Source organism: Gluconacetobacter takamatsuzukensis (assembly GCF_014174275.1).
Lineage (GTDB): Bacteria > Pseudomonadota > Alphaproteobacteria > Acetobacterales > Acetobacteraceae > Gluconacetobacter > Gluconacetobacter takamatsuzukensis.
Window position 1 is genome coordinate 75359 of sequence record NZ_JABEQK010000005.1, and the last position, 26754, is coordinate 102112.

Annotated in this window: 21 protein-coding genes and 1 other RNA gene; 21 read left to right on the top strand and 1 reads right to left on the bottom strand. The window is 71.1% G+C overall.

Annotation, left to right across the window (positions count from 1 at the left end):
* Window positions 1-92 precede the first annotated feature (92 nt).
* Window positions 93-770 (top strand): ubiquinol-cytochrome c reductase iron-sulfur subunit, encoded by a 678-nt coding sequence (gene petA, locus HLH27_RS08130; protein ID WP_182949442.1) that lies wholly within the window; start codon window positions 93-95, stop codon window positions 768-770.
* On the opposite strand, the gene HLH27_RS08135 is transcribed toward petA, so the two are convergent.
* The gene (locus HLH27_RS08135; protein WP_182949444.1) at window positions 754-1728 is read right to left on the bottom strand and encodes an alpha/beta hydrolase; all 975 of its coding nucleotides are present in this window, start codon (window positions 1726-1728) and stop codon (window positions 754-756) included. The genes petA and HLH27_RS08135 overlap by 17 nt on opposite strands.
* Before the next feature lie 85 nt (window positions 1729-1813).
* On the opposite strand from HLH27_RS08135, the gene rnpB reads away from it, so the two are divergent.
* From rnpB to recN, 20 genes are all read left to right on the top strand, one after another.
* Window positions 1814-2226: RNase P RNA component class A (gene rnpB / locus HLH27_RS08140), an RNA gene on the top strand.
* Between the two features lie 347 nt (window positions 2227-2573).
* Entirely contained in the window at window positions 2574-3056 is a 483-nt protein-coding gene (gene mraZ, locus HLH27_RS08145; protein WP_182949445.1) for a division/cell wall cluster transcriptional repressor MraZ, read from the top strand.
* A complete protein-coding gene (gene rsmH / locus HLH27_RS08150; RefSeq protein WP_182949447.1) occupies window positions 3053-4075 on the top strand; it encodes a 16S rRNA (cytosine(1402)-N(4))-methyltransferase RsmH in 1023 nt (340 codons plus the stop codon). The genes mraZ and rsmH overlap by 4 nt, the downstream gene beginning before the upstream one ends.
* Window positions 4072-4974, top strand: coding sequence for a cell division protein FtsL (gene ftsL / locus HLH27_RS08155; RefSeq protein ID WP_182949449.1), 903 nt, complete (start codon window positions 4072-4074; stop codon window positions 4972-4974). Before rsmH ends, ftsL begins: the two co-directional genes overlap by 4 nt.
* 51 nt (window positions 4975-5025) lie before the next feature.
* Window positions 5026-7074: a peptidoglycan D,D-transpeptidase FtsI family protein gene (locus HLH27_RS08160; protein WP_408870820.1), complete on the top strand. Its 2049-nt coding sequence runs from the start codon at window positions 5026-5028 to the stop codon at window positions 7072-7074.
* Window positions 7071-8543 carry a UDP-N-acetylmuramoyl-L-alanyl-D-glutamate--2,6-diaminopimelate ligase gene (locus tag HLH27_RS08165; protein WP_182949452.1) on the top strand — a complete coding sequence of 491 codons (1473 nt, stop codon included), beginning with the start codon at window positions 7071-7073 and terminating at the stop codon, window positions 8541-8543. Before HLH27_RS08160 ends, HLH27_RS08165 begins: the two co-directional genes overlap by 4 nt.
* A complete protein-coding gene (locus HLH27_RS08170) occupies window positions 8540-9934 on the top strand; it encodes a UDP-N-acetylmuramoyl-tripeptide--D-alanyl-D-alanine ligase (protein ID WP_182949454.1) in 1395 nt (464 codons plus the stop codon). The genes HLH27_RS08165 and HLH27_RS08170 overlap by 4 nt, the downstream gene beginning before the upstream one ends.
* A complete protein-coding gene (gene mraY, locus HLH27_RS08175) occupies window positions 9934-11025 on the top strand; it encodes a phospho-N-acetylmuramoyl-pentapeptide-transferase (protein ID WP_182949456.1) in 1092 nt (363 codons plus the stop codon). The genes HLH27_RS08170 and mraY overlap by 1 nt, the downstream gene beginning before the upstream one ends.
* Entirely contained in the window at window positions 11022-12416 is a 1395-nt protein-coding gene (murD, locus tag HLH27_RS08180; protein ID WP_182949458.1) for a UDP-N-acetylmuramoyl-L-alanine--D-glutamate ligase, read from the top strand. Before mraY ends, murD begins: the two co-directional genes overlap by 4 nt.
* A complete protein-coding gene (locus tag HLH27_RS08185) occupies window positions 12416-13579 on the top strand; it encodes an FtsW/RodA/SpoVE family cell cycle protein (protein ID WP_182949460.1) in 1164 nt (387 codons plus the stop codon). The genes murD and HLH27_RS08185 overlap by 1 nt, the downstream gene beginning before the upstream one ends.
* On the top strand, window positions 13576-14778 hold the full coding sequence (gene murG, locus HLH27_RS08190; RefSeq protein ID WP_182949462.1) for an undecaprenyldiphospho-muramoylpentapeptide beta-N-acetylglucosaminyltransferase: 1203 nt from the start codon (window positions 13576-13578) through the stop codon (window positions 14776-14778). The genes HLH27_RS08185 and murG overlap by 4 nt, the downstream gene beginning before the upstream one ends.
* On the top strand, window positions 14775-16214 hold the full coding sequence (gene murC, locus HLH27_RS08195; protein WP_182949464.1) for a UDP-N-acetylmuramate--L-alanine ligase: 1440 nt from the start codon (window positions 14775-14777) through the stop codon (window positions 16212-16214). The genes murG and murC overlap by 4 nt, the downstream gene beginning before the upstream one ends.
* On the top strand, window positions 16211-17182 hold the full coding sequence (gene murB, locus HLH27_RS08200) for a UDP-N-acetylmuramate dehydrogenase (protein WP_182949465.1): 972 nt from the start codon (window positions 16211-16213) through the stop codon (window positions 17180-17182). Before murC ends, murB begins: the two co-directional genes overlap by 4 nt.
* On the top strand, window positions 17179-18135 hold the full coding sequence (locus HLH27_RS08205; protein ID WP_182949467.1) for a D-alanine--D-alanine ligase: 957 nt from the start codon (window positions 17179-17181) through the stop codon (window positions 18133-18135). The genes murB and HLH27_RS08205 overlap by 4 nt, the downstream gene beginning before the upstream one ends.
* Before the next feature lie 22 nt (window positions 18136-18157).
* On the top strand, window positions 18158-19318 hold the full coding sequence (locus tag HLH27_RS08210; protein ID WP_182949469.1) for a cell division protein FtsQ/DivIB: 1161 nt from the start codon (window positions 18158-18160) through the stop codon (window positions 19316-19318).
* On the top strand, window positions 19315-20709 hold the full coding sequence (gene ftsA / locus HLH27_RS08215) for a cell division protein FtsA (RefSeq protein WP_182949471.1): 1395 nt from the start codon (window positions 19315-19317) through the stop codon (window positions 20707-20709). Before HLH27_RS08210 ends, ftsA begins: the two co-directional genes overlap by 4 nt.
* Before the next feature lie 81 nt (window positions 20710-20790).
* Complete coding sequence (gene ftsZ, locus HLH27_RS08220) at window positions 20791-22245, top strand: cell division protein FtsZ (RefSeq protein ID WP_182949473.1); 1455 nt, start codon at window positions 20791-20793, stop codon at window positions 22243-22245.
* Window positions 22246-22654: 409 nt separating this feature from the next.
* Window positions 22655-23632 carry a UDP-3-O-acyl-N-acetylglucosamine deacetylase gene (gene lpxC / locus HLH27_RS08225; RefSeq protein ID WP_182949475.1) on the top strand — a complete coding sequence of 326 codons (978 nt, stop codon included), beginning with the start codon at window positions 22655-22657 and terminating at the stop codon, window positions 23630-23632.
* Between the two features lie 386 nt (window positions 23633-24018).
* On the top strand, window positions 24019-25002 hold the full coding sequence (locus tag HLH27_RS08230; RefSeq protein WP_182949477.1) for an outer membrane protein assembly factor BamD: 984 nt from the start codon (window positions 24019-24021) through the stop codon (window positions 25000-25002).
* Window positions 25003-25042: 40 nt separating this feature from the next.
* On the top strand, window positions 25043-26752 hold the full coding sequence (gene recN, locus HLH27_RS08235; protein WP_182949479.1) for a DNA repair protein RecN: 1710 nt from the start codon (window positions 25043-25045) through the stop codon (window positions 26750-26752).
* Window positions 26753-26754: the final 2 nt, after the last annotated feature.

A 26754-nucleotide genomic window follows, 5' to 3' on the forward strand; every position in this document is an offset into this window, starting at 1 on the left:
GGACGCGGCCCGTGCCGGGCCGTTCTCGCTCGCCAGCCCACATTTCCAGGCAGGCTTCGCCACGCTCTAACGACCGAACCGGCAGATTCCCGATGACAACGACCGGCCCCCTCGAGACCGACAACTCCGCGACCGACAGCCCGGCCAGCGACAGCCCGGCCACCGGCAAGCGGCGGGATTTCCTTACCCTGCTGACACTGGCGGCCGGCGGCGCGGGGGTGGCGGCGTTCTCGTGGCCGTTCCTGGACAGCTTGCGCCCGGGCGATTCCGGCGCGGCCAGGCCGCCGGTCGATGTCGACGTGTCGAAACTGCCCCCGGGCCAGCAGATCACCGTGGTCTGGCACGGCAGCCCGGTCTTCATCACCCATCGCACGCCCCAGGCGCTGGAGCGGCTGCAACAGGCATCGCTGGCGGCCCGCCTGCGCGACCCGTCCTCGGCCGCGCTGCAACAGCCGCCCTACGCCGCCAACTGGCATCGCTCGATCGTACCCGCCTATGGGGTGGTGGTCGGAATCTGCACCCATCTGGGCTGCGTACCGACCTATTCCCCGGCGCCGGACCCCACCACGCCGGTCGCCAATTGGCCGGGCGGCTATGCCTGCCCCTGCCACGGCTCGAAATTCGACCTCGCCGGCCGGGTCTTCATCGGCGCGCCGGCCCCGTACAACCTGCCGGTCCCGCCCTACGCCATGCCCACCCCCACCACGATCCGCATCGGCGCGAACCCGCCGGGGACCGATTTCGACTTCTCGTCTATCCAGCAGATCTGACCGAGCCGGCGAAGGCCGCGCGCAGGCGCCGCCCCCCGAAGCGGATCGCCGCCTTGCCCCAGGGCATGAACGAATACATGTTCAGATACCCGTGGATGGTGCCGGGAAAGCAGCGGATTTCCGCCTGCCCCCCGGCGGCGCGCAGCGCCTCGGCATAGCCCGTGGCCTCGTCGTGCAGCGGGTCGAACTCGGCGGGCACGATCACCGCCGGCGGCAGGCCGGCCAGCGAATCGGCAAAGATCGGCGCCAGCAGCGGATGCGTCAGGTCCTCCGGCGTGCGGGCATATTGCTCGCCGTACCACTCCATCAGCCGCGCCGTCAGCATGTAGCCCTCGGCATAGCGCTGCCGCGACGGCACGTCCCGCGCACCGTACAGCGACGGATAATACAGAAGCTGCATCGCCAGTTCCGGCCCGCCCCGGTCGCGCGCCAGCAGCGCCAGCACCGCCGCCAGGTTGCCGCCCGCGCTGTCCCCGGCCACCGCCAGCTTGCCGCCCCAGCGCCAGGCCTCCCCCGCCAGCCAGTCCAGCGCCGCCAGGCAATCCTCGACGGCGGCGGGGAAACGATGCTCGGGCGCCAGGCGGTAATCGTAGGACAGGACCGCCGCCCCCGATTCCCGCGCCAGCCGGCAGCAGATCCCGTGATGCGAATTCAGCCCGCAATGCACGAATCCGCCCCCGTGCAGAAACAGCACCGCGCCCCGCACCCGCCCATGGGGGACGTACAGCCGTGCGGGCCGCAATTCCTCCGCGCCGGGCACCCTCAGCGCCAGCACCCGCCGCAGCGGCAGGGCCGACAGCGCCTGCGGAAAGCAGGGCTGGTCCAACGCCCGGCGCAGCATGTCGAGCGTCCGGGGCCGGGCCACATGCCGCCCGCCCCGGCCGCGCCCGGCCAGATGCCGCATCAGCAGGCGCGCCATCAGCCCGGGCCGTTGCCGTGGTGCCGCCGACTGGTCCATGCGCCGCCTCCTGTCGTCTCTCCATATTCCTGATGCGGCGCATTCCCCCTTGACGCAACCCGGGGTCGCGGTCAGTTTCCGCCAGCCAGACGGTCGGGCGACCGCTGTTGCGTGGGTTTCCATGCGATGGAGGAAAGTCCGGGCTCCACGGAGGAACGGTGCCGGCTAACGGCCGGCGGGGGCGACCCCAGGGAAAGTGCCACAGAAAACAGACCGCCCACACGGCATTCCGGTTCGCCGGAGATGGTGCGGGTAAGGGTGAAACGGTGCGGTAAGAGCGCACCGCGCCCGCGGTAACGCGGGCGGCAGGGCAAACCCCACCGGGAGCAAGACCGAATAGGAACGGCAGACGGGTCGCTCGCGGCACCGTCGGGGGCGCCTCCGCCCCGTCGTTCGGGTTGGTCGCGTGAGGCGTGCCGCAAGGCGCGTCCCAGAGGAATGGTCGCCTATCCTTCTTCGGAAGGTGGACAGAACCCGGCTTACAGACCGTCTGGCCTCATTTTCCCTGCGTCTCCACCGCAGCGCCTGCCGGGCCGCGCAACAGCGCCCGGCAGTCTTGCGAACAATATCTGTTCTCGTTTTGATCTTCTCAAAACTAGAACAGAACATAAACATTCATCTGCCGTTGACATTGCTCTCCCGAACTTGGGCGAAGACTGCACCCCCGCAATGTCTCGACTGGACGAATTCTCAAAAAACAGCGGTTTTCCGCCAGAATTTCCGCGCGTTTAATTTGACGTCCCATAAAATCCCATGATATCCCATGTGAACCCAGCATGGCTCCCATCCGGAGCCCGGCCACGGCTGCGTCCGGAACCATTCCATCCAAGGGAGCATCGCATAGCGTGAGTGTGTTCCTTGGCACCCACCAGAACCGCCTCGACGCCAAGGGCCGCGTCTCGATCCCGGCCGCCTTCCGCACCGCCCTGCGCGCCCAGGCCGCCGCCGGCGAATCGCTGGTGATCCTGCGCCCCTCGCACCTGCATCCCTGCATCGAAGCCTGGCCGACCGCCGCCTTCGCCGCGCTCAGCCAGCCGCTGGACCGGCTGGACATCTTTTCCGACGACCATGACGACCTGGCCGCCGCCCTCTACGCCGACGCCTACCCGATGGACGCGGACCGCGAGGGCCGGATCATCCTGCCCGACCCGCTGAAGGAGCATGCCGGCCTGACCGAGACGGTGGCCTTCATGGGCTTGGGCAAGACCTTCCAGATCTGGGAACCCGCAGCCGCCGAACGCCGCCGGGCAGAGGCCCGCACCCGTTCGCGCCAGGTCGCACTCCCCGGCGCCCGCCCCGCCGCCCCGCGCACGGAAGCCGACGCATGAACGCCATGACCACGCCCCTCACCACCACGCCGCCCCCCGGCCACGTCCCCGTCATGCTGGCCGAGGTGCTGCAGATGCTGGCCCCGAGGGACGGCGCGACCTATCTGGACGGCACGTTCGGCGGCGGCGGCTATGCCCGCGCCATCCTGGCCGCTGCCCGCTGCACCCTGTGGGCCATCGACCGCGATCCCGCCGCCATCCGCCGCGGCGAGGCCCTGCAGGCCGAACTGCGCGCCGCCGAAGGCACCAGCCGCCTGCACATGGTCGAAGGCGGTTTCGGCGACATGCGCGCCCTCCTCGACGCACGAGACGCGCCGGCGCTGGACGGCGTGGTGCTGGACCTCGGCGTCTCGTCCTTCCAGATCGACGAGGGCGCGCGCGGATTCTCGTTCCGCCACGACGGCCCGCTGGACATGCGGATGGGCGATACCGGCCCCACGGCGGCCGACATCGTGAACCGCACCGACGAATCCGACCTCGCGGACATTCTCTATCAGTATGGCGAGGAACGGCTGTCGCGCCGGGTGGCCCGCGCGATCGTCGCCGCCCGCGCCCAGGCCCCGATCCTGACGACGTTCCGCCTGGCCGAGATCATCCGCTCGGTGGTGCCGGGCGACCGCTCGGGCATCGATCCCGCCACCCGCTCGTTCCAGGGCCTGCGCATCCACGTCAATGACGAGCTGGGGCAGATCCGCTCGGGCCTCGACCAGGCGCTGGAGATGCTGGCGCCCGGCGGCCGGCTGGTCGTCGTGTCCTTCCATTCGCTGGAGGACCGGCTGGTCAAGCAGGCCATGCACCGCGCGGCCGGCCGCCTGCCCGGCCCGTCGCGCTACGACCCCCGCTCGATCCAGGCGCGGGACGAGGCTCCGGGCTTCCGGCTGCTGACCGGGCGCACCCTGCGCCCCGGCGACGCCGAATGCCGCGCCAACCCCCGCGCCCGCAGCGCCCGGCTGCGCGCGATCGAACGCCTTCCCATCCCGGACACATCCGACACCAGCCACGCGGAGCGCCGCCCATGATGCGATCCTTCACCGTCCTTTGCGCCGTGATGGCCGGCCTGTCCGGGTTCTTCCTGTATACCAAGAAGCACCAGACGACGCTTCTGGACCACCAGATCGCGCAGATCGTCGGCGACACGCAGCATATCCGCGAGCAGACGGCGATGCTGCGCGCGGAATGGGCCCTGCTGAACCAGCCCGACCGTCTGGGCAGCCTGTCCGCGCGCTTCCTGCCCGACATGCACCCGATGGCGCCCACCCAGTTCATCCAGATGGCCTCGCTGGCCGAGCGCCTGCCCGCGCCCGGCTCGCGCCCGCTGGCGGCGGTCGATCCCCGCGCCCATCTCGATGCCAGCCTGGCCTCCCACGCGCCGGCCCCCGCCGATACCCCGGCCGAGGCCCCGGCCCCGATGGCGGCCGCGGCCCCGCCGCCCCGTGCCGCCCAGCCCCCGATTCAGGTGGCGTCGGCGCAGCCCCCGGCACCGCCGGCCGCCGAGCCGCCGCACATGGTCACGACCCATCGCCTTTATGTTGCCGATTCGACGCCGCCGGCCCGCCCCGACCGGCTGGCCGAACGCCCGGTCATGATGGCCCAGGCCGCGATTCTGCCGGTCGCGGCGCATGCAACGGTCCCCCGGCCGCGTGCCGCCCCGGTTTCGCCCGATTTGGCGCATAATGTCGACCGCCATGCCGCACTCTCCGTTGCCCGCGCCGCGCGCCCCGTGCTACCGCCAGCGGCCGCCTCCGATCCGCGGCTCGCAGCCGCCAGGCCGGTCCATCCGCTGCCGGTCACGGTCGCGGCGTGGAGACCGGCGACGCCCCCCACGCCCTATGAGGAGGCACGGGGATACGGCAGAGGCTCCTCTCTCGGCTTCTCGCGTTCCGGCGCGCTTCCACCCCCCGTTCCAGTCAGCAACTGACGACCCCCCACAGGTGACATGACCCACGGCCCGACCGACACACCAGACGATATGCGGGACGGGCCTTCCCGGCCTGCGCGAATGGATGTGCGGGTCACCGGCGACGACCTGCGCACCCGCACGGCGCGCGAACGCACGCAGTTCCGCCTGCTCGTCATGTCGGGCGGCTTCTGCGCCCTGTTCGGCGCCGTGGCGCTGAAGCTGGCGGCGGCCACGGTCATCATGCCGATGGCACCGGAACAGCGGCAGATCGCCCCCCAGGTTCCCCCGATTCCCCGCAGCGACCCCAAGGGCATGCTGGCCGGCGACTTCGCGCTGCCGCAGGTCCACCGCGCCTCGGTCACCGACCGCAACGGGCAGGTGCTGGCCATCTCGCTGCCCGTGGCCCAGGTCTACGCCAACCCGCAGGAAATGATCGACGCGCAGGACACGGCCCGCAAGCTGCGCAGCGTCCTGCCGTCCCTGAACGAGGCCGAACTCATCCGCCGGCTGTCGACGCAGAAGCAGTTCGTCTATCTGGCGCGCGACATCTCGCCGATGCAGGAAGTCGCGATCAACAATCTGGGCATCCCCGGCATCTATTTCGAACCGGGCGAGCGCCGTCATTACCCTCTGGGCCGGGTCGCGGCCCACATCCTGGGCGCGGTCGATATCGACGATCACGGCGTGGCCGGAATCGAACGGTCGATGGAAAAGCGGCTGGACAGCGACCGCACGCCCCTGCGCCTGTCGCTCGACGTCCGCATCCAGGCCGTGGTGCGCGATGAACTGGCGGCGGCGAAGGACCTGTTCCAGGCCATCGGCGCCTGCGCCATCGTGATGGACGTCAATACCGGCGAGATCATCGCCATGGTCAGCCTGCCGGACTACGACGCCAACGATTTCGGCCGCGCCGACCCCGACACCCGCTTCAACCGCGCCGTCACCGGCATGTATGAGCCCGGATCGACCTTCAAGCTCCAGACGGCAGCCATGGCCCTGCAACTGGGCGTGGCCCATCCGTGGGACCGGTTTTCCTCCATCCCGATCCATATCGGCCGCTTCACCATCGCGGACATGAAGAGCGACCATTTCGCGCCGTGGCTGACGCTGAACGAGGTGATGGCCTACTCCTCCAACCCCGCCGCCGCCCACATGGCGCTGGATGTCGGCGCCCAGCGCCAGCAGGCCTGGCTACGCGACATGGGCTTCTTCGCGCCGGTTCCGATCGAACTCCCCGAAGCCGGCCGCCCGATCGTGCCCCATGTCTGGGGCATCTCCACGGTCATGACCGTCGGCTTCGGCCACGGCGTCGCCGAACCCCCGCTGGCCATCGTGCGCGGCACCGCCGCCACCGTGAATGGCGGCATCCTCCTCCACCCGACCCTGATGGCCCGCGACGGCGCCCAGCCGGACGACACGGCCCAGCTCACCCCGGCCGCCGCCGAAGGGGCCGCCCCCACCCTGACTCCGGCCGTGCTGACCACGCCCGCCGCCGCCGAGACGGCCGATGCCGCCGCCATGCCGGGCGCAAAACGCGTCATCTCGCCCGAAACCTCGGCCCTCCTGCGCCGCATCCTCCGCCTGGACGTGACCAAGGGCACCGGCAAGACGGCGGAATCGCCCGGCTATTTCGTCGGCGGCAAGACCGGCACCGCCGAGAAGATCGGCCCCCACGGCGGCTACCTCAAGCACGTCAACATCGCCGCCTTTACCAGCATCTTTCCGATGAACGCCCCGCGCTACGCCGTCTACGTCATGCTCGACAGCCCCAAGGCCACGCCGCAGACCCACGGCTGGACCACGGCCGCGTGGAACGCCGCCCCCACCGTGTCGAAGATCGTGACCCGCGTCGCCCCGATGCTGGGCCTGTTCCCCAACACGACCAACCCGCAGGCGGTCGACGACGCGATGGCGATCCCGCTGGAACCGGCCGTGCCGCGCGGCTATCGCCCGCTGGGCCCCGGCAACGACCCCGGCGACCCGCGCAACCAGCCCAAGGCGCCGGCCCGCGAGGCCGCCCACACGGCCGCCGCCCAGTCACCCCGCGCCCGGCTCCATGCCGCGCGGGCCGAACAGACCGCGCAGCAGCGGCCCGTGCATCAGGAGATCCGGGGATGACGCACACCCTGTCCCGCCTGCTGGCCGCCGCCGGCCTGCCCGCGCCCGTGGCGGCGGATCCCGCGATCGCCCTGGTCACGGCCGACAGCCGCAAGGTGCGCCCCGGCGCCCTGTTCGTCGCCATCCCCGGCACGCGGGCCGACGGCCGCGCCTTCATCCCCGCCGCGCTCGCGGCGGGCGCCGCCGCCATCGTCGCCCCGTCCGACGTGCCGCCCGATGCGGCACCCGGCATCCCGCTGATCCATGCCGAAGAGCCCCGGCACGCGCTGGCCCTGCTGGCCGCCGCCTTCGCCGGCCCGCAGCCCGGGCGGGTCGTCGCCGTCACCGGCACCAACGGCAAGACCAGCACCGTCGATTTCCTGCGCCAGATCTGGGGCTATCAGAGCCGCCTGGCCGCCAGCATCGGCACGCTGGGCATCATCGCCCCGGTGGCGCTTCCGCCCATCGGCCCCATCCTGACCACGCCCGACAGTGTGGGGCTGGCCGATACGCTGGCCGCCATGGCGCGCGGCGGCATCACCGACGTGGCGATCGAGGCCTCGTCCCACGGGCTGGAACAGCACCGGCTGGACGGGCTGCACCTGACGGCCGCCGGCTTCACCAACCTGACCCGCGACCATCTGGACTACCACGGCACGCTCGACGCCTACCGCGACGCCAAGCTGGCCCTGTTCGACCGGCTACTGCCGGAAGGCGCGCTGGCAGCGGCGAATGCGGACATGGAGCCCGAGACCCTGGCCGCCCTGCGCGCCATCGCCGCCCGCCGGCGGTTCGACCTGCGGCTGGTCGGCACACAGGGCGACACGATCCGCCTGCTGGACAGCACCCCCCTGCCCGAGGGCCAGCGCCTGCGGCTGGAAGTCGGCGGCACGATCCAAGACATCACCCTGGCACTGCCCGGCCGCTTCCAGGCCGACAACGCCCTGCTGGCCGCCGCCCTGGCCGCGCCCGGCGCCGACGGGCTGGCCCAGACCCTCGCCCTGCTGCCCGCGCTGACCGGCGTGCGCGGCCGGATGGAGCGCGCGGCCCTGCTGCCCAACAATGCGGCGGCCTATGTCGACTACGCCCACACGCCCGACGCGCTGGCCCGCCTGCTGGACGCGCTGCGCCCGCACGCCACCGGCCGGCTGATCGTCGTCTTCGGCGCCGGCGGCGACCGCGATCGCGGCAAGCGCCCCCTGATGGCGCAGGAAGCGGCCCGGCGCGCCGACATCGCCATCGTCACCGACGACAATCCCCGCACCGAAGACCCGGCCGCGATCCGCCGCGAGGTCCTGGCCGGCGCACCCGGCGCGATCGAGATCGGCGACCGCGCCCGCGCCATTGCCGAGGGCCTGTCGATGCTGCGCGCCGGCGACGTGCTGGTCGTGGCCGGCAAGGGCCACGAACAGGGCCAGACCATCGGCACCACCACCCTGCCCTTCGACGACGTGTCCGTGATCCGCCTGATGGCCGGGGTGGCGGCATGACGATGCTCTGGACCCGCGAGGCACTGGAAACCGCGACCGGCGGCCGCTTCGCCGGCAACGCACCGGTGGCGGTCACGGGCGTGTCGATCGACACCCGCACGCTGGCCCCCGGCGACCTGTTCGTCGCACTGGTGGGCGACACCAGCGACGGCCACGCCCATGTCCGCACGGCACTGGAACGCGGCGCGGCAGCGGTGCTGGTCCATGACGTACCCGCCGCCGGCACCGATCCCGCCGACCCGCGCGTGCTGTCCGTGCCCGACACGCTGGCCGCATTGAACGACCTGGCCCGCCATGCCCGTGCCCGCTTCGCCGGCCGCATGGTCGCCGTCACCGGCAGCGTGGGCAAGACGACGACCAAGGACATGCTGGGCTTGGCGCTGGGCGCCATCGGGCCCACCCATGTCGCCGCCGCGTCCTACAACAATCATTGGGGCGTGCCGCTGACACTGGCCCGCCTGCCGGCCGATGCCACGTTCTGCGTGTGCGAGGTCGGCATGAACCATCCGGGCGAAATCGCCCCGCTGGCCGCCCTGGTCCGCCCCGAAATCGCGATCGTCACCACCATCGCCGGCGCGCATCTTGGCCATATGGGCAGCCTGGAGGCCATCGCGCGCGAAAAATCGGAGCTGATCGCCGCCCTGCCGCCCGGCGGCACCGCCATCGTCCCCGACGACGCGGCAGGCCAGCCGATCTTCGCCGAACGGGCCGCCCGCGCCGACGCCCGCCTGTGGCGCGCGGGCGAGTCCCCCGACAGCACGGCCATCCTGTCCGGCCTCACCCTCGCCGCCGACGGCACCGACTGCGTCATCACCATCGCCGGCCGGCCCTGCACGGTGCGCCTCAACGCCCCCGGCCGCCACCTGGCGCGCAACGCCACCACCGTCCTGGCGGCGGTGGCGGCACTGGGCGCCGATGTCGCGACGGCGGCCACGGCACTGACCGCCTTCCGCCCCGGCGCCGGGCGCGGCCTGCTGGCGCCGATCCTGGGCAACCGGGCATGGCTGCTCGACGAAAGCTACAACGCCTCCACCCTCTCCATCCGCTCCTCCCTCGCGGTGCTCGACCTGCTGGCCACCGCCCGACGCGTGGCCGTACTGGGCGATATCCGCGAACTCGGCGCCTTCGCGCGCGCCGAACATGAATCCCTCCTGTCCGCCGCCCTGGCACATGCGGACCTCGTCTTCTGCTCCGGCCCCAATATGCAATATCTCTTCGACCTGCTTCCTCCTTCTCGACGCGGCGCATGGGCGCCCGATGCGGCCAGCCTGGCCCCCACGGTGCTGGCCGCCCTGGCGCCGGGCGACACCGTCCTGGTCAAGGGCAGCTTCGGCAGCCGCATGCGCGACGTCGTCGCGGCGCTGACCACCGCCGGCGCGGATACGCACTGATGCTCTACGATCTCGTCCAGCATCACGCGGGCGCCCATGTCACGGCGCTCAACCTGTTCCGCTACATCACCTTCCGCGCCGGCGCGGCCTGCCTGACGGCACTGGTCATCTCGCTGCTGCTGGGCCAGCCGCTGATCGCGCAGCTGCGCCGCATCCAGCGCGGCGGCCAGCCGATCCGCGCCTTGGGGCCGGAACGCCACATCCTGGAAAAGGCCGGCACCCCAACGATGGGCGGCGTGCTGATCCTGATCGCCCTGTTCAGTTCCACCCTGCTGTGGGCGGACCTGACCAACGGCTTCGTCTGGGCGGTACTGCTGATCACGCTCGGCTTCGGCGCCGTGGGCTTCGCCGACGATTACCTGAAACTGTCGCGCCGCAACACGGCCGGCGTCTCCAAGCGCGCGCGGCTGGGCAGCGAATTCGCCATCTCGCTGATCGGCGGCTACTGGCTGCAAAGCCTGATGCCGGCCGACCTGGCCAACCACCTGGCCTTCCCGTTCATGAAGGACTGGCTGCTGCCGCTGGGCCTGGCCTTTCCGATCTTCGCCATGATCACGATCAGCGGCTTCGGCAACGCCGTCAATTTCACCGACGGGCTGGATGGGCTGGCGATCGTACCGGTCATCATCGCCGCCCTCGTCTTCGGGCTGATCGCCTATCTGGTCGGCAACCACGTCTTCGCGGACTACCTGCAACTGCACGCGGTGCCGGGCACGGGCGAACTGTGCGTCTTCTGCTCGGCCCTGGTCGGGGCGGGGCTGGGCTTCCTGTGGTTCAACGCCCCGCCGGCGGCGGTGTTCATGGGCGATACCGGCTCGCTCTCGCTGGGCGGCGCGCTGGGCGCGGTCGCGGTCGCGGTCAAGCACGAGCTGGTGCTGTGCATCGTCGGCGGCCTGTTCGTGGTCGAAACCCTGTCGGTGATCATCCAGGTCTTCTGGTTCCGCCGCACCGGGCGCCGGGTGTTCCTGATGGCCCCCCTGCACCATCATTTCGAAAAGAAAGGCTGGCAGGAGCCCAAGATCGTCATCCGCTTCTGGATCGTGTCCATCGTGCTGGGACTGTGTGGCCTCGCCACGCTGAAACTCCGATGACCCGCTTTCCCGCCCTCCTCTTCGCCGGCCGGCGCTACGCCGTGCTGGGCCTTGGCAATAACGGCGCACCGGCCGTCCGCGCCCTGGCCGCCATGGGCGCCTCGGTCCGCGCGTGGGACGACAATGCGGACGCCCGCCAGGCACTGGCCGACATCCCGGGCGTCACCGTGGCCCCGTTCGAATCCCTCGACGGCCTCGATGCGCTGGTACTGTCCCCCGGCATCCCCCACCTGCTGCCCAGGCCGCACCCCGTGGCCCTGATGGCGCGCGAGGCCGGCATCCCCATCCTGTCCGACGCCGACCTGCTGTACCAGGCCGTGCGCCGCGCCGGATCGCGGGCCCGCTTCGCCGGCATCACCGGCACCAACGGCAAGTCGACCACCACCGCCCTGCTGACGCACATGCTGGCCACGGCCGGCATCCCCGTCGCGGCCGGCGGCAATCTGGGCCCGGCATCGCTGTCCCTGCCATGCCTGCCCGACGACGGCGTGTATGTGCTGGAAATGTCGTCCTACATGCTGGAACGGTTGCAGGACCTGCATTTCGACGCCGCCTGCCTGCTGAACCTGACGCCGGACCATCTGGACCGCCATGGCGGCATGGCGGGCTACCTGCGCGCCAAATGGCACATCTTCGACAGCCAGCGGACGGGCGACCTGGCCGTGCTGGGCTTCGGCGACACGCCGGGCGACAGCGTCCCGCTCATGGTCGACGACCTGTCCGCCAGCGGCGGCCGGGTGGTGACGATCTCGGGCGCGTCGGACAAGGCCGACCTCTCCGGCGCCGGCGGCATCCTGCGCGACGCGGAAGGCATAATCGCAGACCTGGCCGAGGCCCCCGCCCTGCCCGGCGCGCACAATGCCGAAAACGCGGCGGCGGCAACGGCCATGGCCCTGGCGCTGGGCGTGCCCCGCACCGCCATCGCCCCGGCGCTGCGCACCTTCTCCGGCCTGCCCCACCGGCAGAAACCGGTCGCGACCATCGCGGGCATCCTCTTCGTCGACGACAGCAAGGCCACGAACGCCGATTCCGCCTCCCGCGCCCTGGGCTGCTACGACCGGCTGGTCTGGATCGCGGGCGGGGTGGCCAAGGCCGGCGGAATCGCCGATCTCGCGCCGCATTTCCCCCGCATCGCCCATGCGGTGCTGATTGGGCAGGACGCCCCCGCCCTGGCCGAAACGCTGGCCACGCACAATGTGCCCCACACGCAGGCCGGCACGATGGAGGCCGCCGTTCCGCTGGCCATGCACCTGGCACGGCAGACCGGGGCCGAGACCGTCCTGCTCTCGCCCGCCTGCGCCAGCTTCGACCAGTACAAGAGCTTCGAACATCGCGGCCGGCATTTCGCCGACCTCGTCCACGGGCTGGCGACAATGGAGGAACCGGGCTGATGGTCGGCATCTCGCGCGTCGATACCTCGTTCCTTGCCCGCTGGTGGCGCAATGTCGACCGGGTGACGCTGTCCTGCGTCTGCATCCTGATCGGCTTCGGCTACGTGCTGATGCTGGCCGCCAGCCCGGCCGTGGCCACGCGCATCGGCGCCTCGCGCGACATGTTCATCCTCAAGCAGGTGGTCTTCCTCTCCCTGGCCGGCCTGATCGTGGTCGCCACCTCCCTGCTCTCGCCGCGCGGAATCCGCCGGCTGGCGCTGGGCGGCTTCGTCCTGGCCATGGCCGCAACCGCGCTCACCCTGGTCCACGGGATCGAGATCAAGGGCGCACGGCGCTGGATCGCGCTGCCGATGATGTCGGTCCAGCCGTCCGAATTCCTCAAGCCCTGCTTCGCCGTCGTCACCGCCTGGCTGCTGACCGAACGGCGCAGCCGCCGCCTGCTGCCGGGCATGCCCATCGCGCTGGGCCTGTTCGCGGTCATCCTGCTGCTGCTGAAATCGCAGCCCGATATCGGCATGCTCAGCGTCATCACCACGGTCTTCATGGCCCAGCTCTTCATCGACGGGCTGAACATCTTCTTCGTCGGCGCCGGGGCCGGCTGCATGATCGCGGCCTTCCTGGGCGCCTACGTGGCCTTTCCGCATGTCCGCTCGCGCGTCGAGCGCTTCCTGCACCCCAATGTCGGCGACCATTACCAGATCGACACCGCACTGCGTGCCTTCGGCAATGGCGGCCTGATGGGGCGCGGCCCCGGCGAGGGGCGGGTGAAGGACCTGCTGCCCGACGCCCACGCCGATTTCGTCTTCGCCGTCGCGGGCGAGGAATTCGGCATGCTGGTCTGCCTGTTCATCATCGGCGTGTTCTGCCTGATCGTGGTCCGCGCCCTGCTGAAACTGCTGCGCGAGGACGACCAGTTCATCGTGGTGGCCACCGTGGGGCTGATCACGGGATTCGGCCTCCAGGCCTTCGTCAACATGGGCTCGACCCTGCACCTGATTCCGACCAAGGGCATGACGCTGCCGTTCGTGTCCTATGGTGGCTCGTCGGCCATATCGGTGGCGCTGACCATCGGCATGGTCCTGGCCCTGACCCGCCACCGCGTGGGCGAAAGCCGGATTCCGCACGGCCGCCCCGCCTTCCGGGTACGAAAGGCCACCGCATGAGCACGCAAGCCCCCTCCGGCGGCCGCCGCCCGATCGTCATCGCCGCCGGCGGCACCGGCGGCCATTTCATCCCCGCCGAGGCCCTGGCGCGCGCGCTGGCCGAACGCGGGCACCCGATCGCCCTGATGACCGACCGCCGCGCCGGCACGCGCGACCACGGCATCTTCGCCCAAGGGGCACAATTCGTCCTGCCCGGCGCCGGCATCGCCGGGCATGGGCTGGCCCGCGCCGCCCGCGCGGCCCTGGCGCTGGCCCGTGGCACGCTCCAGGCCCGCGCCATCCTGCGCCGGCTGGACGCGGCGGCGGTGGTCGGCTTCGGCGGCTACCCCTCGGTGCCGCCGCTGCTGGGCGCGCGCCTGCTCGGCCGCCATCGGCCGCCGATCGTCCTGCACGAAGGCAATGCCGTGCTGGGCCAGGCCAACGCCCAATTGGCCCGCTTCGCCGACGGCATCGCCACCTCGTTCCCCGTAGTCGCCCGCCTGCCGGCGGGGGCCGCGACAACCCTGACCGGCATGCCGGTGCGCGACACCATCGCCGCCCTGCACGACCAGCCTTATACCCCGCCCGGAGACACGATCCGCCTGCTGGTCTGGGGCGGCTCGCTGGGGGCCCGCGTGTTCAGCGACGTCGTGCCCGATGCCATCGGCCGCCTGCCCGCCGCCCTGCGCGCCCGCCTGCACATCACCCAGCAGGCCCGCGCCGAGGATGCCGAGCGCGTACGCGCCGCCTACACGGCCCTGGGCATCCCGGCCGAGATCTCGCCCTTCTTCGCCAACGTGCCGGAATTGCTGGGCGCGGCGCATCTGGTGATCGGCCGTGCCGGCGGCTCCTCGGTCGCGGAACTGACCGATGCCGGCCGCCCGGCGATCCTGGTCCCGCTGCCCATCGCCGCCAGCGACGAACAGGGCGCCAACGCCGCCTCGCTGGTCGCCGCAGGCGCGGCATGGATGATCCGCCAGCCCGATTTCACCGCCCCTTCCCTGGCGACACGGCTGGAGTCCCTGCTGTCCGACCCCACCGGTCTGGCCGACGCGGCAGCGGCCGCCCGGTCCCTCGGCCGGCCCGACGCCGCACGGCGCCTGGCCGATCTGGTCGAAGGACTCTTGCATCACCGCCCCGACCCCGCCTATCCGACAGCCGCCCAGACAGCAGCGACGCCAGCCGCCCAGACAGCCGCCACGACGGAGACGACCCCATGAGAGCCCTGCCCCTTTCCATCGGCACCATCCATTTCGTCGGGATCGGCGGCATCGGCATGTCCGGCATCGCCGAGGTGCTGCACATGCTGGGCTATGCCGTGCAGGGGTCGGACATCGCCGAGAGCGCCAACGTGCTGCGCCTGCGCGCGGCAGGCATCCCGGTCGCCATCGGCCACGACGCCGCAAACTTGGGCCAGGCCCAGGTCGTCGTCACCTCCACCGCCGTCAGGCGCGACAACCCCGAGGTCGTGGCCGCCCGCGCCCGCCTGATCCCGGTGGTACGCCGGGCCGAGATGCTGGCCGAGCTGATGCGCCTGCGCTGGTCCGTCGCGGTCGGCGGCACCCACGGCAAGACGACGACGACCAGCCTGGTCGCGGCGGTGCTGGAAGCCGCGCGCCTGGACCCCACCGTGATCAATGGCGGCATCATCGAGGCCTACGGCACCAACACCCGCATGGGCTCGGGCGACTGGATGGTGGTCGAGGCCGACGAGAGCGACGGCTCGTTCCTGCGCCTGCCCTCGGTCATCACCGTGGTCACGAACATGGACCCCGAGCATCTGGACCATTGGGGCACGCCCGAGGCGATGCAGGCGGCCTACGACCAGTTCGTGTCCAACATCCCCTTCTACGGCTTCGCGGTCCTGTGCATCGACCACCCGGCGGTGCAGCAGATGATCCCCCGCCTGTCCGACCACCGGATCGTCACCTACGGCTTCTCCCCCCAGGCCGACATCCGGGCCGAGAAGGTGATTACCGACAAGCTGGGCGCGACGTTCGAAGTCGTGGTGACCAACCGCAACCGCAACCGTACCCGCCGCGCGGGGCCGTTCCGCCTGCCCATGCTGGGCCACCACAACGTGCAGAACGCGCTGGCCGCCATCGCCGTGGCGGTGGAGATGGATATCGACGACGCGACCATCCGCTCGGCCTTCGCCGGCTTCAAGGGCGTCAAGCGCCGCTTCACCCGCACGGGCGAAACCGGCGGCATCACCGTGATCGACGATTACGGCCACCATCCGGTGGAAATCGCCGCCGTGCTCAAGGCCGCGCGCCAGGCCGGCGCGCGCGACGTCATCGCCATCGTGCAGCCCCACCGCTATTCGCGCCTGCAAAGCCTGTTCGGCGAATTCTGCACCTGCATGAACGACGCCGGCACCGTGATCGTGGCCGATGTTTACGCGGCCGGCGAGGCCCCGATCGAGGGCATCACCCGCGACGCGCTGGTCGACGGCCTGCGCGAGCGCGGGCACCGCTCGGTCGTGCCGCTGCCCGATCCGGAACATCTGGCGGAAATGGTCCACGCCATCGCCAGGCCGGGCGATTTCGTCGTCTGCCTCGGCGCGGGCAACATCACCAGCTGGGCCCAGGCCCTGCCCGCCCAGCTCGCCGCCCTGCAAAATCCCGGCGCCCGCAAGGGCGACTGCGCGGCATGACCATGGCGGCCACCGCGGACCACGCCCCTTCATGGACCGACGCCGTGCGCGCGGGCCTCGCCGGCCTGCGCGGACGACTGAGCCAGGACGCGCCGCTGGGCCCGCGCACCTGGTTCCGCGTCGGCGGCCCCGCGGACCTGCTGCTGCAACCCGCCGATGCCGACGACCTGGCGCACGCGCTGCGCCACCTGCCGCCCGACCTGCCGGTCACGGTGCTGGGCGCCTGCTCCAACGTCATCGTGCGTGACGGCGGCATCGACGGGCTGGTGATCCGCCTGGGCGGTGGCTTCGCGGACATCGCGGTCGAGCCCGACGGGCTGGTCGCGGGCGCCGCGTGCCTGGACATGGTGGTGGCCGAACACGCGGCGGCGGCCGGCCTCAAGGGACTGGAATTCCTGGCCGGCATCCCCGGCTCCATCGGCGGCGCGGTAGCGATGAACGCCGGCGCCTACGGCTCCGACATGGCAACCATCCTCGACTGGGCCGAGATCGTGACCCGCGACGGCACCACAGCGCGCCTGTCCGGCCCGGCGCTGGGCTTCGGCTACCGCCGCTCGCGCCTGCCGGCGGGTGCAATCGTCACCCGGGCCCGCCTGCGCGCTACCCCGGCCGACCCTGCCGAAATCCGGCAGGCCATCGCAACCATCCGCCAGTCGCGCGAGGACTCGCAGCCCACCCGCGCCCGCACCGGCGGCTCGACCTTCCGCAACCCCGAGCACGGCAAGGCGTGGGAGCTGATCGACGCCGCCGGCTGCCGGGGCCTGGCCCTGCACGACGCGCAGGTCAGCGAGAAACACTGCAATTTCATGCTCAACACCGGCAACGCCACCGCCGCCGACCTGGAAGAGCTGGGCGAAACGGTACGCGCGCGGGTCCAGGCCCGCACCGGCATCCTGCTGGAGTGGGAAATCAAGCGCATCGGCCGCCCCACACGCCCCGAAGCCCCCCAGACCGGAGAAACGCCATGACCATCCGCCCCCCCGCGCGGCACGTCACGGTCCTGACCGGCGGCGTCTCCGCCGAACGCGCGGTCAGCCTGTCCAGCGGCGCCGGCATCAGCGCGGCGCTGCGCGAGGAAGGGTACGAGGTCCGCGTCCTCGATGCCGGCCCCGACCTGGGCGCCATCGTGGCGGAGCTGGGCAGCCACCGGCCCGACGTGGTCTTCAACGCCCTGCATGGCCGCCTGGGCGAGGACGGCGCGATCCAGGGCGTGCTGGACTGGATGAACATCCCCTACACCCATTCCGGCGTCCGTGCCTCGGCCACGGCGATGGACAAGGCGGCGGCCCGCGCCGTCTTCCGCGCCGCCGGCCTGCCGGTAGCCGAGGGCGCGGTCATCGACATCGCCGATTTCCCCGCCGCCGACCCGCTGGCCGCCCCCTATGTCATCAAGCCGCTGAACGAGGGCTCGTCGGTGGGGGTCGAGATCGTGCGTCCGGGCTCCAACCGCCGCGCCGCCATCGCCGCCGCCTGGACCTACGGCCCGCACGCGCTGGTCGAGGAATTCATCCCCGGCCGCGAACTGACGGTAGGCGTGATGGGCGACCGCGCCCTGACCGTGACCGACATCACCCCCAATCCGGCCCAGGCGCACGAATTCTACGATTATGCCGCCAAATACGCGGCCGGCGGCTCGCAGCACATCCTGCCCGCCCAGATCCACCCTGACGCCTTCGCCCAGGCGCTGGAAATGGCGGTCGCCGCCCATCGCGCGCTGGGCTGCTCCGGCGCGACCCGCACCGATTTCCGCTACGACGACACGCGATGCGGCGACGGCCCCGGCCGCCTCGTAATCCTGGAGGTCAACACCCAGCCCGGCATGACCCCGACCTCGCTGCTGCCCGAACAGGCGCAGACGCAGGGCGTCGGCTACGGCGCGCTCTGCCGCTGGATGGTCGAGCACGCCGCCTGCCGCACATGACCGCACGCGCCATGACCCCTCCATGAGACGGACAGGAGACAATCGCGACGACCGCCCGTCCCGGCTGTCGATCTTCCTGCGCCGGCGCCGGCGCATGGTGCGGCCGCTCGGGCTGGCGATCGTGCTGGCGGTCGTGGGCGCGGGCGGCGTGGTGGTGGTGCGCGACATGAAGTCCGAGGAACGGTTCGCCCCGATCCGCGCCCGGCTGGTCAGCATGCTGCCCCTGCGCATCACCGACATCCAGATCAGCGGCCGCGTACTGACCAACGAGACCGCGCTGCGCGACGCGCTGGGCGTGCGCGTCGGCGACGCGGTCCTGGGCTTCTCGGTCGAGGGCGCGCGCGAGCGGATCGACGCCCTGCCCTTCGTCGACCATTCGGTGGTCGAGCGCCACCTGCCCGGCACCATCGTGGTGCGCCTGACCGAGCGCAGCCCCTTCGCGGTCTGGCAGAACCAGGGCCGCTTCATGCTGATCGACCGCGCCGGCAACCAGGTCCGCGACCAGGGCATGACGGGCAAGGACGCACAGGCATTCATGCAGTTGCCGCTGGTGGTCGGGCTGGGCGCCAATACCGCCGCCGGAGCGCTGATCGACGCGTTGGCGGCCCAGCCCGTGGTGCGCGACCATGTGGCCGCCGCCGTCCGCGTCGGCCTGCGCCGCTGGAATCTGGTGCTGCGCGACGGCACCACCGTCCTGCTGCCGGAAGGCGAGGAACTCCCGGCCCTGAAACGGCTGGCCGACCTCCAGGCCGCGATGAAACTGCTGGACCGCCCGGTCATCAGCATCGACCTGCGCCTGCCCGACCGCATGGTGGTGGAACAGCCGCCCCCGGCCGATGCCACCGCCGCCGACCAGCCCGCATCGGCCCCGCCGCCCTCCGGCGGCCCGAAGCCCCCCGCCCATGACGCCACCGCCCCAACCGGCACCGGCAACGGCAACGCCACGGGCACCTCCCCGCCCCCCAGGCCGGCCCCCCGCGCCACGGCGGCGGCCGAGGACCGGGCCCCCCGTCCGCCACCCGCCGCGCAGCATGGCCTGCCGCCGCCGGTCTCCGCGCTGGCCCCGCCCACCGCGTTCCCGTCATCATCCCCATCCGGGCAGGCCCAGCCCCGCAAGGCCCTGCCCCCCCCGGTTCCCAACCTGCCGCCGAATGGCGAGCCCGAAGCGAGGAGGCGCGCATGAACGATCTGGTCGTGGTCCCGCAGGGCACCGAACCCGCCCCGCCCGCCCCCCGCCGCCGCCGTCGCGCCCGGGCGCGCGAACAGGCACTGGTGCCGGCCGCCCAGTCCGGCCGCAGCGTGGCGCTGCCGCCGCCCGACGACCCCACGCCGCCGCGCAGCTGGCGGCCGGGCACGTTCGGCGTGCTCGATATCGGCTCGACCAAGATCATGTGCCTGATCGGCCGGGGCGAGGCCGACGGCAGCCTGCGCGTGCTGGGCCATGGCTGGCGCCGCTCGCACGGCGTACGCTGCGGCGGCATCGTGAACCTGCACGAGGCCGAGGCCGCGATCCGCGCCGCCGTCGGCCAGGCCGAGGACGCCGCCGAGCGCCGGCTGGACAAGGTCTACGTCAACCTTTCCTGCGGCCATCCGGAAAGCCGGCTGTTCAACGTCCGCTGGCCGGTGGGCGGGCGCGAGATCACGGCGTCCGACGTCCGGCGCGTCGTGACCGAGGGCCAGATGCGGGCGATGTCCGAGGGCCGGTCGACCATCCACACCATCCCGCTCGATTTCTCGGTGGACGAAACCTCCGGCGTGCCCGATCCGCGCGGCCATCTGTGCGACCAGCTCACCTCGCGGCTGCACGTCATCGACGCCTCGACCACCGCCCTGCGCAATCTGGAAACCGTACTCTCCCGCGCCGAGCTCAAGATCGAGGAACTGGTCTCCGCCCCCCTCGCCTCGGGCCTGGGGGTGCTGGACGAGGACGAGCGCGAACTCGGCGTCACCGTGGTCGACATGGGCGGCGGCACCACCTCCATCGCCATCTTCGGCGAGGGCCACCTGCTGCATACCGCCTGCCTGCCGGTCGGCGGCATGCACATCACCCGCGACATCGCCCATGTTCTGTCCACGTCGATCGACAGCGCGGAATGGCTGAAAACCATGTATGGTTCGGCCGAACTCTCGGCCGACGACGACATGGACCTGCTGCCGGTCCAGCTGATCGGCGACAGCGAACATCAATTCGTCAAGATTTCCCGCTCCAAGGTGGTCTCCATCATCCGGCCAAGGATCGAGGAAACGCTGGAGATGGTCCGCGACCGGCTGGAATCGGCGGGCGTCGGGCGGGCAACCGACGGGCGCGTGGTGCTTACGGGCGGCGCGTCGCTGCTCGACGGGGTGGGCAGCATGGCCGCGCGCATCCTCAACCGCCAGGTGCGGCTGGGCCGGCCGAACATCATTCGCGGCCTGCCGGAAGATCCGGCGGCCTGGCCTTCCTTCGCAACCTCCACCGGCCTGCTGGCCTGGGCGGCGGGCGGCGGCGGGGCCCTGGGCGACATGGATTTCTCCGAGCCCCGGCCACGCGGTTTGCTACGCCGCGTCGTGGAATTCATACGAGACAGGGTATAGGAAGATGATTCAGAATATCCCCTGAAAATCCGCATGCGAATCGGTACCGAAAAATCTAACGACTCGTCCTGGGAGACGTCCATGACCCTGAATCTCAGCATTCCGCAGCAGAACCACTCCGACTTCACGCCGCGGATTACCGTGATCGGCGTGGGCGGCGGCGGGACGAACGCGGTCGACAACATGATCCACCTGCAGCTCCAGGGCGTGGAATTCGTCGTCGCCAACACCGATGCGCAGCAATTGTCGCACAGCAAGGCCGACCGCCGCGTCCAGCTCGGCCCGCACCTGACGCAGGGCCTCGGCGCCGGCGCCAAGCCCGAGATCGGCCGCGCCGCCGCCGAGGAAGCCGCCGACGAGCTGGCCCGCCATCTCGAAGGCGCGCACATGGTCTTCATCACCGCCGGCATGGGCGGCGGCACCGGCACGGGTGCGGCACCGGTCATCGCCCGCATGGCGCGCGAGCGGGGCATCCTGACCGTGGGCGTCGTCACCAAGCCCTTCACCTTCGAGGGCGGCCGCCGCTCCAAATCGGCCGATGCCGGCATCGCCGAGCTTCAGCAGTATGTCGACACCCTGATCGTCATCCCCAACCAGAACCTGTTCCGCCTCGCCACCGAGCGGACAAGCTGGAAGGACGCGTTCAAGATGGCCGACAACGTCCTCTACATGGGCGTGCGGGGTGTCACCGACCTCATGATGGCCCCCGGCCTGGTCAATCTCGATTTCGCCGATATCCGCACCGTCATGGCCGAGATGGGCAAGGCGATGATGGGCACCGGCGAGGCCGAGGGCGAAAACCGCGCCATCTCCGCCGCCGAGGACGCGATCTCCAACCCGCTGCTGGAAGATACGTCGATGGCCGGCGCGCGCGGCCTGCTGATCAACATCACCGGCGGCGAGGACATGACGCTGTACGAGGTCGACCAGGCCGCCAACCGCATCCGCGAGGAAGTGGCCGACGACGCCAACATCATCTTCGGCTCGGCCATCGACGAATCGCTGACCGGCCGCATCCGCGTGTCGGTCGTCGCCACCGGCATCGACAGCCCGCCGGCCCGCGCGGCCGAGCCCCAGGCCGCCGAAGCCGCGCCGCAACCGGCCCCGGCCGCCGAGGCCCCGACGGCACACGCCACCACCGCCCACCCGACCGCCGAGGCCCACACCCAGGCGCAGGCCGACGCCGCCGCCCAGGCGGCCCGTCACCCGGCGCCCAATTTCATGAACACCGCGCCGGTCTCGGCCCCGTCGCCCCACTCGATGCCCCAGCAGGTGCTGCAACAGGGCGCCCGTCCCTCGCCGCGCTCGTCCCTGTTCTCCGAACAGCCGCGCGCGCCCGAGCCCCAGCCGGCCGCCCCGCGCGGCAGCCTGTTCAACATCGTCACCGGCGTCCTGCGCCGGGGCGCGACCCCGGCCGCCGACACCCAGCGCGCCGAACCCGCCCTGCCGGAACAGGAACCCTCCGCCACCGTCCGCCAGGCCTCGGCCGACGAAGTCGGGCTGGATATTCCCGCCTTCCTCCGCCGCCAACCCTGAGACCGTGCCCGTAAATGCGCGCTGGCGGCGATCCGTCGCGCGTTTCCTGCGCTTCGGTGCTCACGGCCATTGAGGCCGCTCCGCTCCGATGCTCGGAAACACGCGACGGGCGCGGCCCTTTGGGCCGCTCTCGCTCGCCAGCCCACATTTCCGGGCACGGTCTCCCCCCTCGCCCGGTTCAAAATTTCGGGTCGCCCGCATTCCCGCGCGCGCGCTTCCGCGCTGCCTCTCCCGTTCTGTCCGCATTGCGTATTGTGACTTAATTTCTTCTTTATGTTTCAGTCTGTTAAGTCGTAATAGTCGGCAATAAACAGTGACTCGCGCTCCCGCTTTCCTGCGGTTACAGATCAGGCTGTCGGTTCTGTAACGGCCAGGCAAGAAGCAGCGGAAACAACGGCAGGGGACTGGAATGGACGGAATGCTGACGATGTCGGAGCAGGAATCGTCGCTCATCGGCGAGACCCTTTCCACACGTCCCCTCCCCACGCGCGTCGCCCGCCAGCATACGCTCGGCCAGAGCATTTCCTGCGTCGGGGTCGGCCTGCATACGGGCCTGCGGATCCGCCTCGCCCTGCATCCGGCGGCCGAGAATACCGGCATCGTCTTCCGCCGGACCGATCTCGACGGGCGCACCATCCCGGGCCGTTTCGATCATGTGGTCGATACCCGCCTGTCCACCGTCATCGGCGATCCCACCACGCCCGCCCTGCGCGTCGCGACCATCGAGCACCTGATGGCCGCCCTGTCGGCCACCGGAATCGACAATGTGCTGATCGATGTCGACGGGCCGGAACTGCCGGTGCTGGACGGTTCGGCGGCCGATTTCGTCTTCCTGCTCGATTGCGCCGGACTGGCCGAACAGGCCGCCCCCCGCGCGGCGATCGATATCCTGCGCCCCGTCCGCGTGACCGACGGCGACGCCTTCGCCGAACTGCGCCCGGCGCGCGATCCCGGCCTCGCGCTGACCATGTCGATCGATTTCCCTGTCGCCGCCATCGGCGAGCAGAGCTTCACCGCCCGCCTCGACCGCCGCAGCTTCCGCGACGAAATCGCCAATTGCCGTACGTTCACCCTGCGGCAGGAAATCGAGGCCCTGCACGCCGCCGGCCTGGCGCGCGGCGGCTCGCTGGCCAATGCCATCGTGGTCGATGGCGCCGCCATCCTCAACCCGTCCGGTCTGCGCCGCCCCGACGAATTCGTGCGCCACAAGATGGTCGACGCGGTGGGCGACCTGTACCTGGCCGGCGCCACCATCAACGGCATGTTCACCGGCCATAAATCCGGCCACGCGCTGAACAACCGCCTCCTGCGCACCCTCCTTGCCGACACCACGGCCTGGCGCCCCCACGCGCGGGCCACGCGCGCCCCCCTCCGCGCCGCAGCCTGAGACCCTGCCCGTAAATGCGCGCTGGTGGCGATCCGGCGCGCGTTTCCTGCGCTCCGATGCTCACGGCCGTCAAGGCCGCTCCGCTTCGGTGCTCGGAAACACACGACGGGCGCGGCCCTGCGGGCCGCTCTCGCTCACCAGCCCACATTTCCGGGCAGGGTCTCCCCTCACCCGATTCAGGCCGTCGAGGCGCGCCGCTTTCGTGCCTGGGAACACGCGCCGCCCAGCCATCCGGGGCGCTTCCGCTCACCGTCGCGCATGACCGGACAGGCTCCCGCCGCGCGTCCGACCGACCAAATTCAGGCCGGATCGCATTGAAAACGACGCCATGGCCTTCACCCCGGCCCGCCGCATGATATAAGGCAAACCGAACTGGAAGAGCCGGCATGTCCCTGCGCAGCATTCGAAACCATTCCGCTGACCGTTCGGCCGGCCGTCGTGCCGCCCGATACGCCTCGATCGCCGTCATCCTGTCGCTCGCCGCGTGCAGCGGCGACAAGAAGACGATCAACGACCTGGAATCGCATGTGCCCCCGGTCGATACGCTCTACAATAACGGCATCGACGCCCTGCGCGACCAGCGCTACGCCCTGTCGGCGGCGGAATTCGACGTCCTGCAACAGAACTATCCCTATTCCGCCTACGTCGCGAACGCGCAGCTGATGGCCGGCTACGCCGACTACCTGCAAGACAAGTATCCCGACGCGGTGCAGCAGCTCGACCGCTTCCTGGAACTGCACCCGACCAGCCCCGATGCCGCCTACGCCTTCTACCTGCGCGCCCTGTGCTATTACGAGCAGGTGGCCGAGGTGCAGCGCGACCAGCAGGGCACGATCGAGGCGATGAACGCGCTGGAAGAAGTCATCACCCGCTTCCCGCAATCGCCCTACGCGCGTGACGCCCAGCTCAAGATCGACCTGTGCCGCGACCATCTGGCCGGCAAGGAAATGCTGGTCGGCCGCTTCTACGAGCAGCAGCGCTCCTATCATTCGGCCGTCAACCGCTACCAGCGCGTGGTGCAGGATTTCCAGACGACCAACCATGTGCCGGAAGCACTGGAACGGCTGGTCGAGGTCTATCTGAACCTGGGCCTCACCGACCAGGCCCGCCGCACCGCCGCCGTGCTGTCCTACAATTATCCGGGCAGCAAATGGTACCGCTACGCCTACGATACGCTGCGCAGCAAGCACCTGCTGTCCCCCGACACCCCGCTGCCGGGCTCGGTCCCGGGCAAGGCCCCCGCCAAATCGGCCGATGCCGACGATGCGACCGACAAGCCGCTGCCCAAGACCAAGGTCCCGCCGCCGCCGTCCCAGGCCACGCATGCCCAGCGCGGCTTCTTCTCGCGCATATGGCATTCCGTATTCTGACGGGCGTGGGGGCCCTCCTCGCGCCGTCCGGGGCAACCCGATGCTGACCCATCTGTCGATCCGCGACGTCGTCCTGATCGAACGGCTGGACCTGCCGTTCTCCCCCGGCCTCACCGTGCTGACGGGCGAGACCGGCGCCGGCAAGTCCATCCTGCTCGACAGTCTGGGCCTGACGCTGGGCGAGCGCGCCAGCGCCGGGCTGGTTCGCGCCGGCGCCGAGCAGGCCAGCGTCACCGCCTGTTTCGACCTGCTGCCCGACCACCCGCTGCACGCCCTGCTGGGCGAACAGGGCATCGTCATCGACGACCCGCGCGAACCGCTGGTGCTGCGCCGGATCGTGACGGTGGACGGCCGCTCCCGCGCCTATATCAACGACCAGCCGGTGGGCGTGAACCTGCTGCGCCGGGCGGCGGCATTGCTGGTCGAAATCCAGGGCCAGCACGAACAGATGGGCCTGGCCGACCAGGGCACCCACCTCGATCTGCTCGATTCCTTCGGCGTCCCCCCCGCCCTGCGGGCCGACACCAATACCGCCTACCGTGCCTGGATGGCGGCAACGGCCGAACTGGCCGCCGCCCGCGCCACGATGGAAAGCGCGGCGCGCGAGGAAGAATGGCTGCGCCAGTCGGTCGAAGACCTCTCCACCCTCGCCCCGCAGGAGGATGAGGAAACCCACCTGGCCGGCATGCGCCAGAGCCTTCAACAGGGCGAGCGGCGCGGCGAGGCCATCGCCGCCGCGCTGGCCGAACTCTCGCCGCGCGACCGCCGCTCCTCCGGCCCCGCCGCCGCCTTGCGCGGCGCCAGCCGCACCCTGCAACGCCTCCTGCCCCCGCCCGGCGACACCACGGCCGCCGAAGGCGCCGACCGGCTGGCGCACGAGGCCCTAGGCGCCCTGGAACGCGCCGAGGAAGCGCTGGGCGAAGCCGAAACCCTGCTCTCCCGCCTCGCGGCCGAAGCCGATTCCGACCCCCGCCTGCTGGAACAGACCGAGGAACGGCTGTTCGCGCTGCGGGCAGCCGCCCGCAAGCACGGCGTCTCGGTGCCCGAACTGCCCGGCCTGCTCGCCGCCCTGAGCGACCGGCTGGCCGCCCTCGATTCCGGTAATATCCGCATCGGCGCGCTGGAGACCATGGTCCGCGAACGCCGCACCCGGTTCGAAGAGGCCGCCGGCCTGCTGTCGGCCGCGCGCGAAAAGACGGCCCGCCGGCTGGAGGGCGCCGTCACGGCCGAACTGAAGCCGCTGCGGCTGGAACGCGCCCGCTTCTTCGTCACCCTGCCCACCCTGCCGCCCGAGGCCTGGAACGCGCGGGGCCGCGAACAGGCCGCCTTCCAGATCGCCGCCAATCCCGGCCAGCCCCCCGGCCCGCTGGCCAAGGTCGCCTCGGGCGGCGAATTGTCGCGCCTGATGCTGGCACTGAAAGTCGTGCTCGCCGGCCGCTCCGCCGTGCCGACCCTGGTGTTCGACGAAGTCGATTCCGGCGTCGGGGGCGCCACGGCGTCTGCCATTGGCGAGCGCCTGTCCCGCGTGGGGCAGGATGTCCAGGTCCTGGTCGTCACCCACAGTCCCCAGGTCGCGGCACGCGGCAACGCCCATCTGCGCATCAGCAAATCGGTGGCCAAGGGCCGAACCGAAACCCGCGCCGAACCGTTATCGGCCGAACAGCGGCGCGAGGAAATCGCCCGCATGCTGGCCGGCGACACCGTTACCGAGGCCGCGCGGGCGGCGGCCGACAGCCTTCTGCAAGGGTAGTT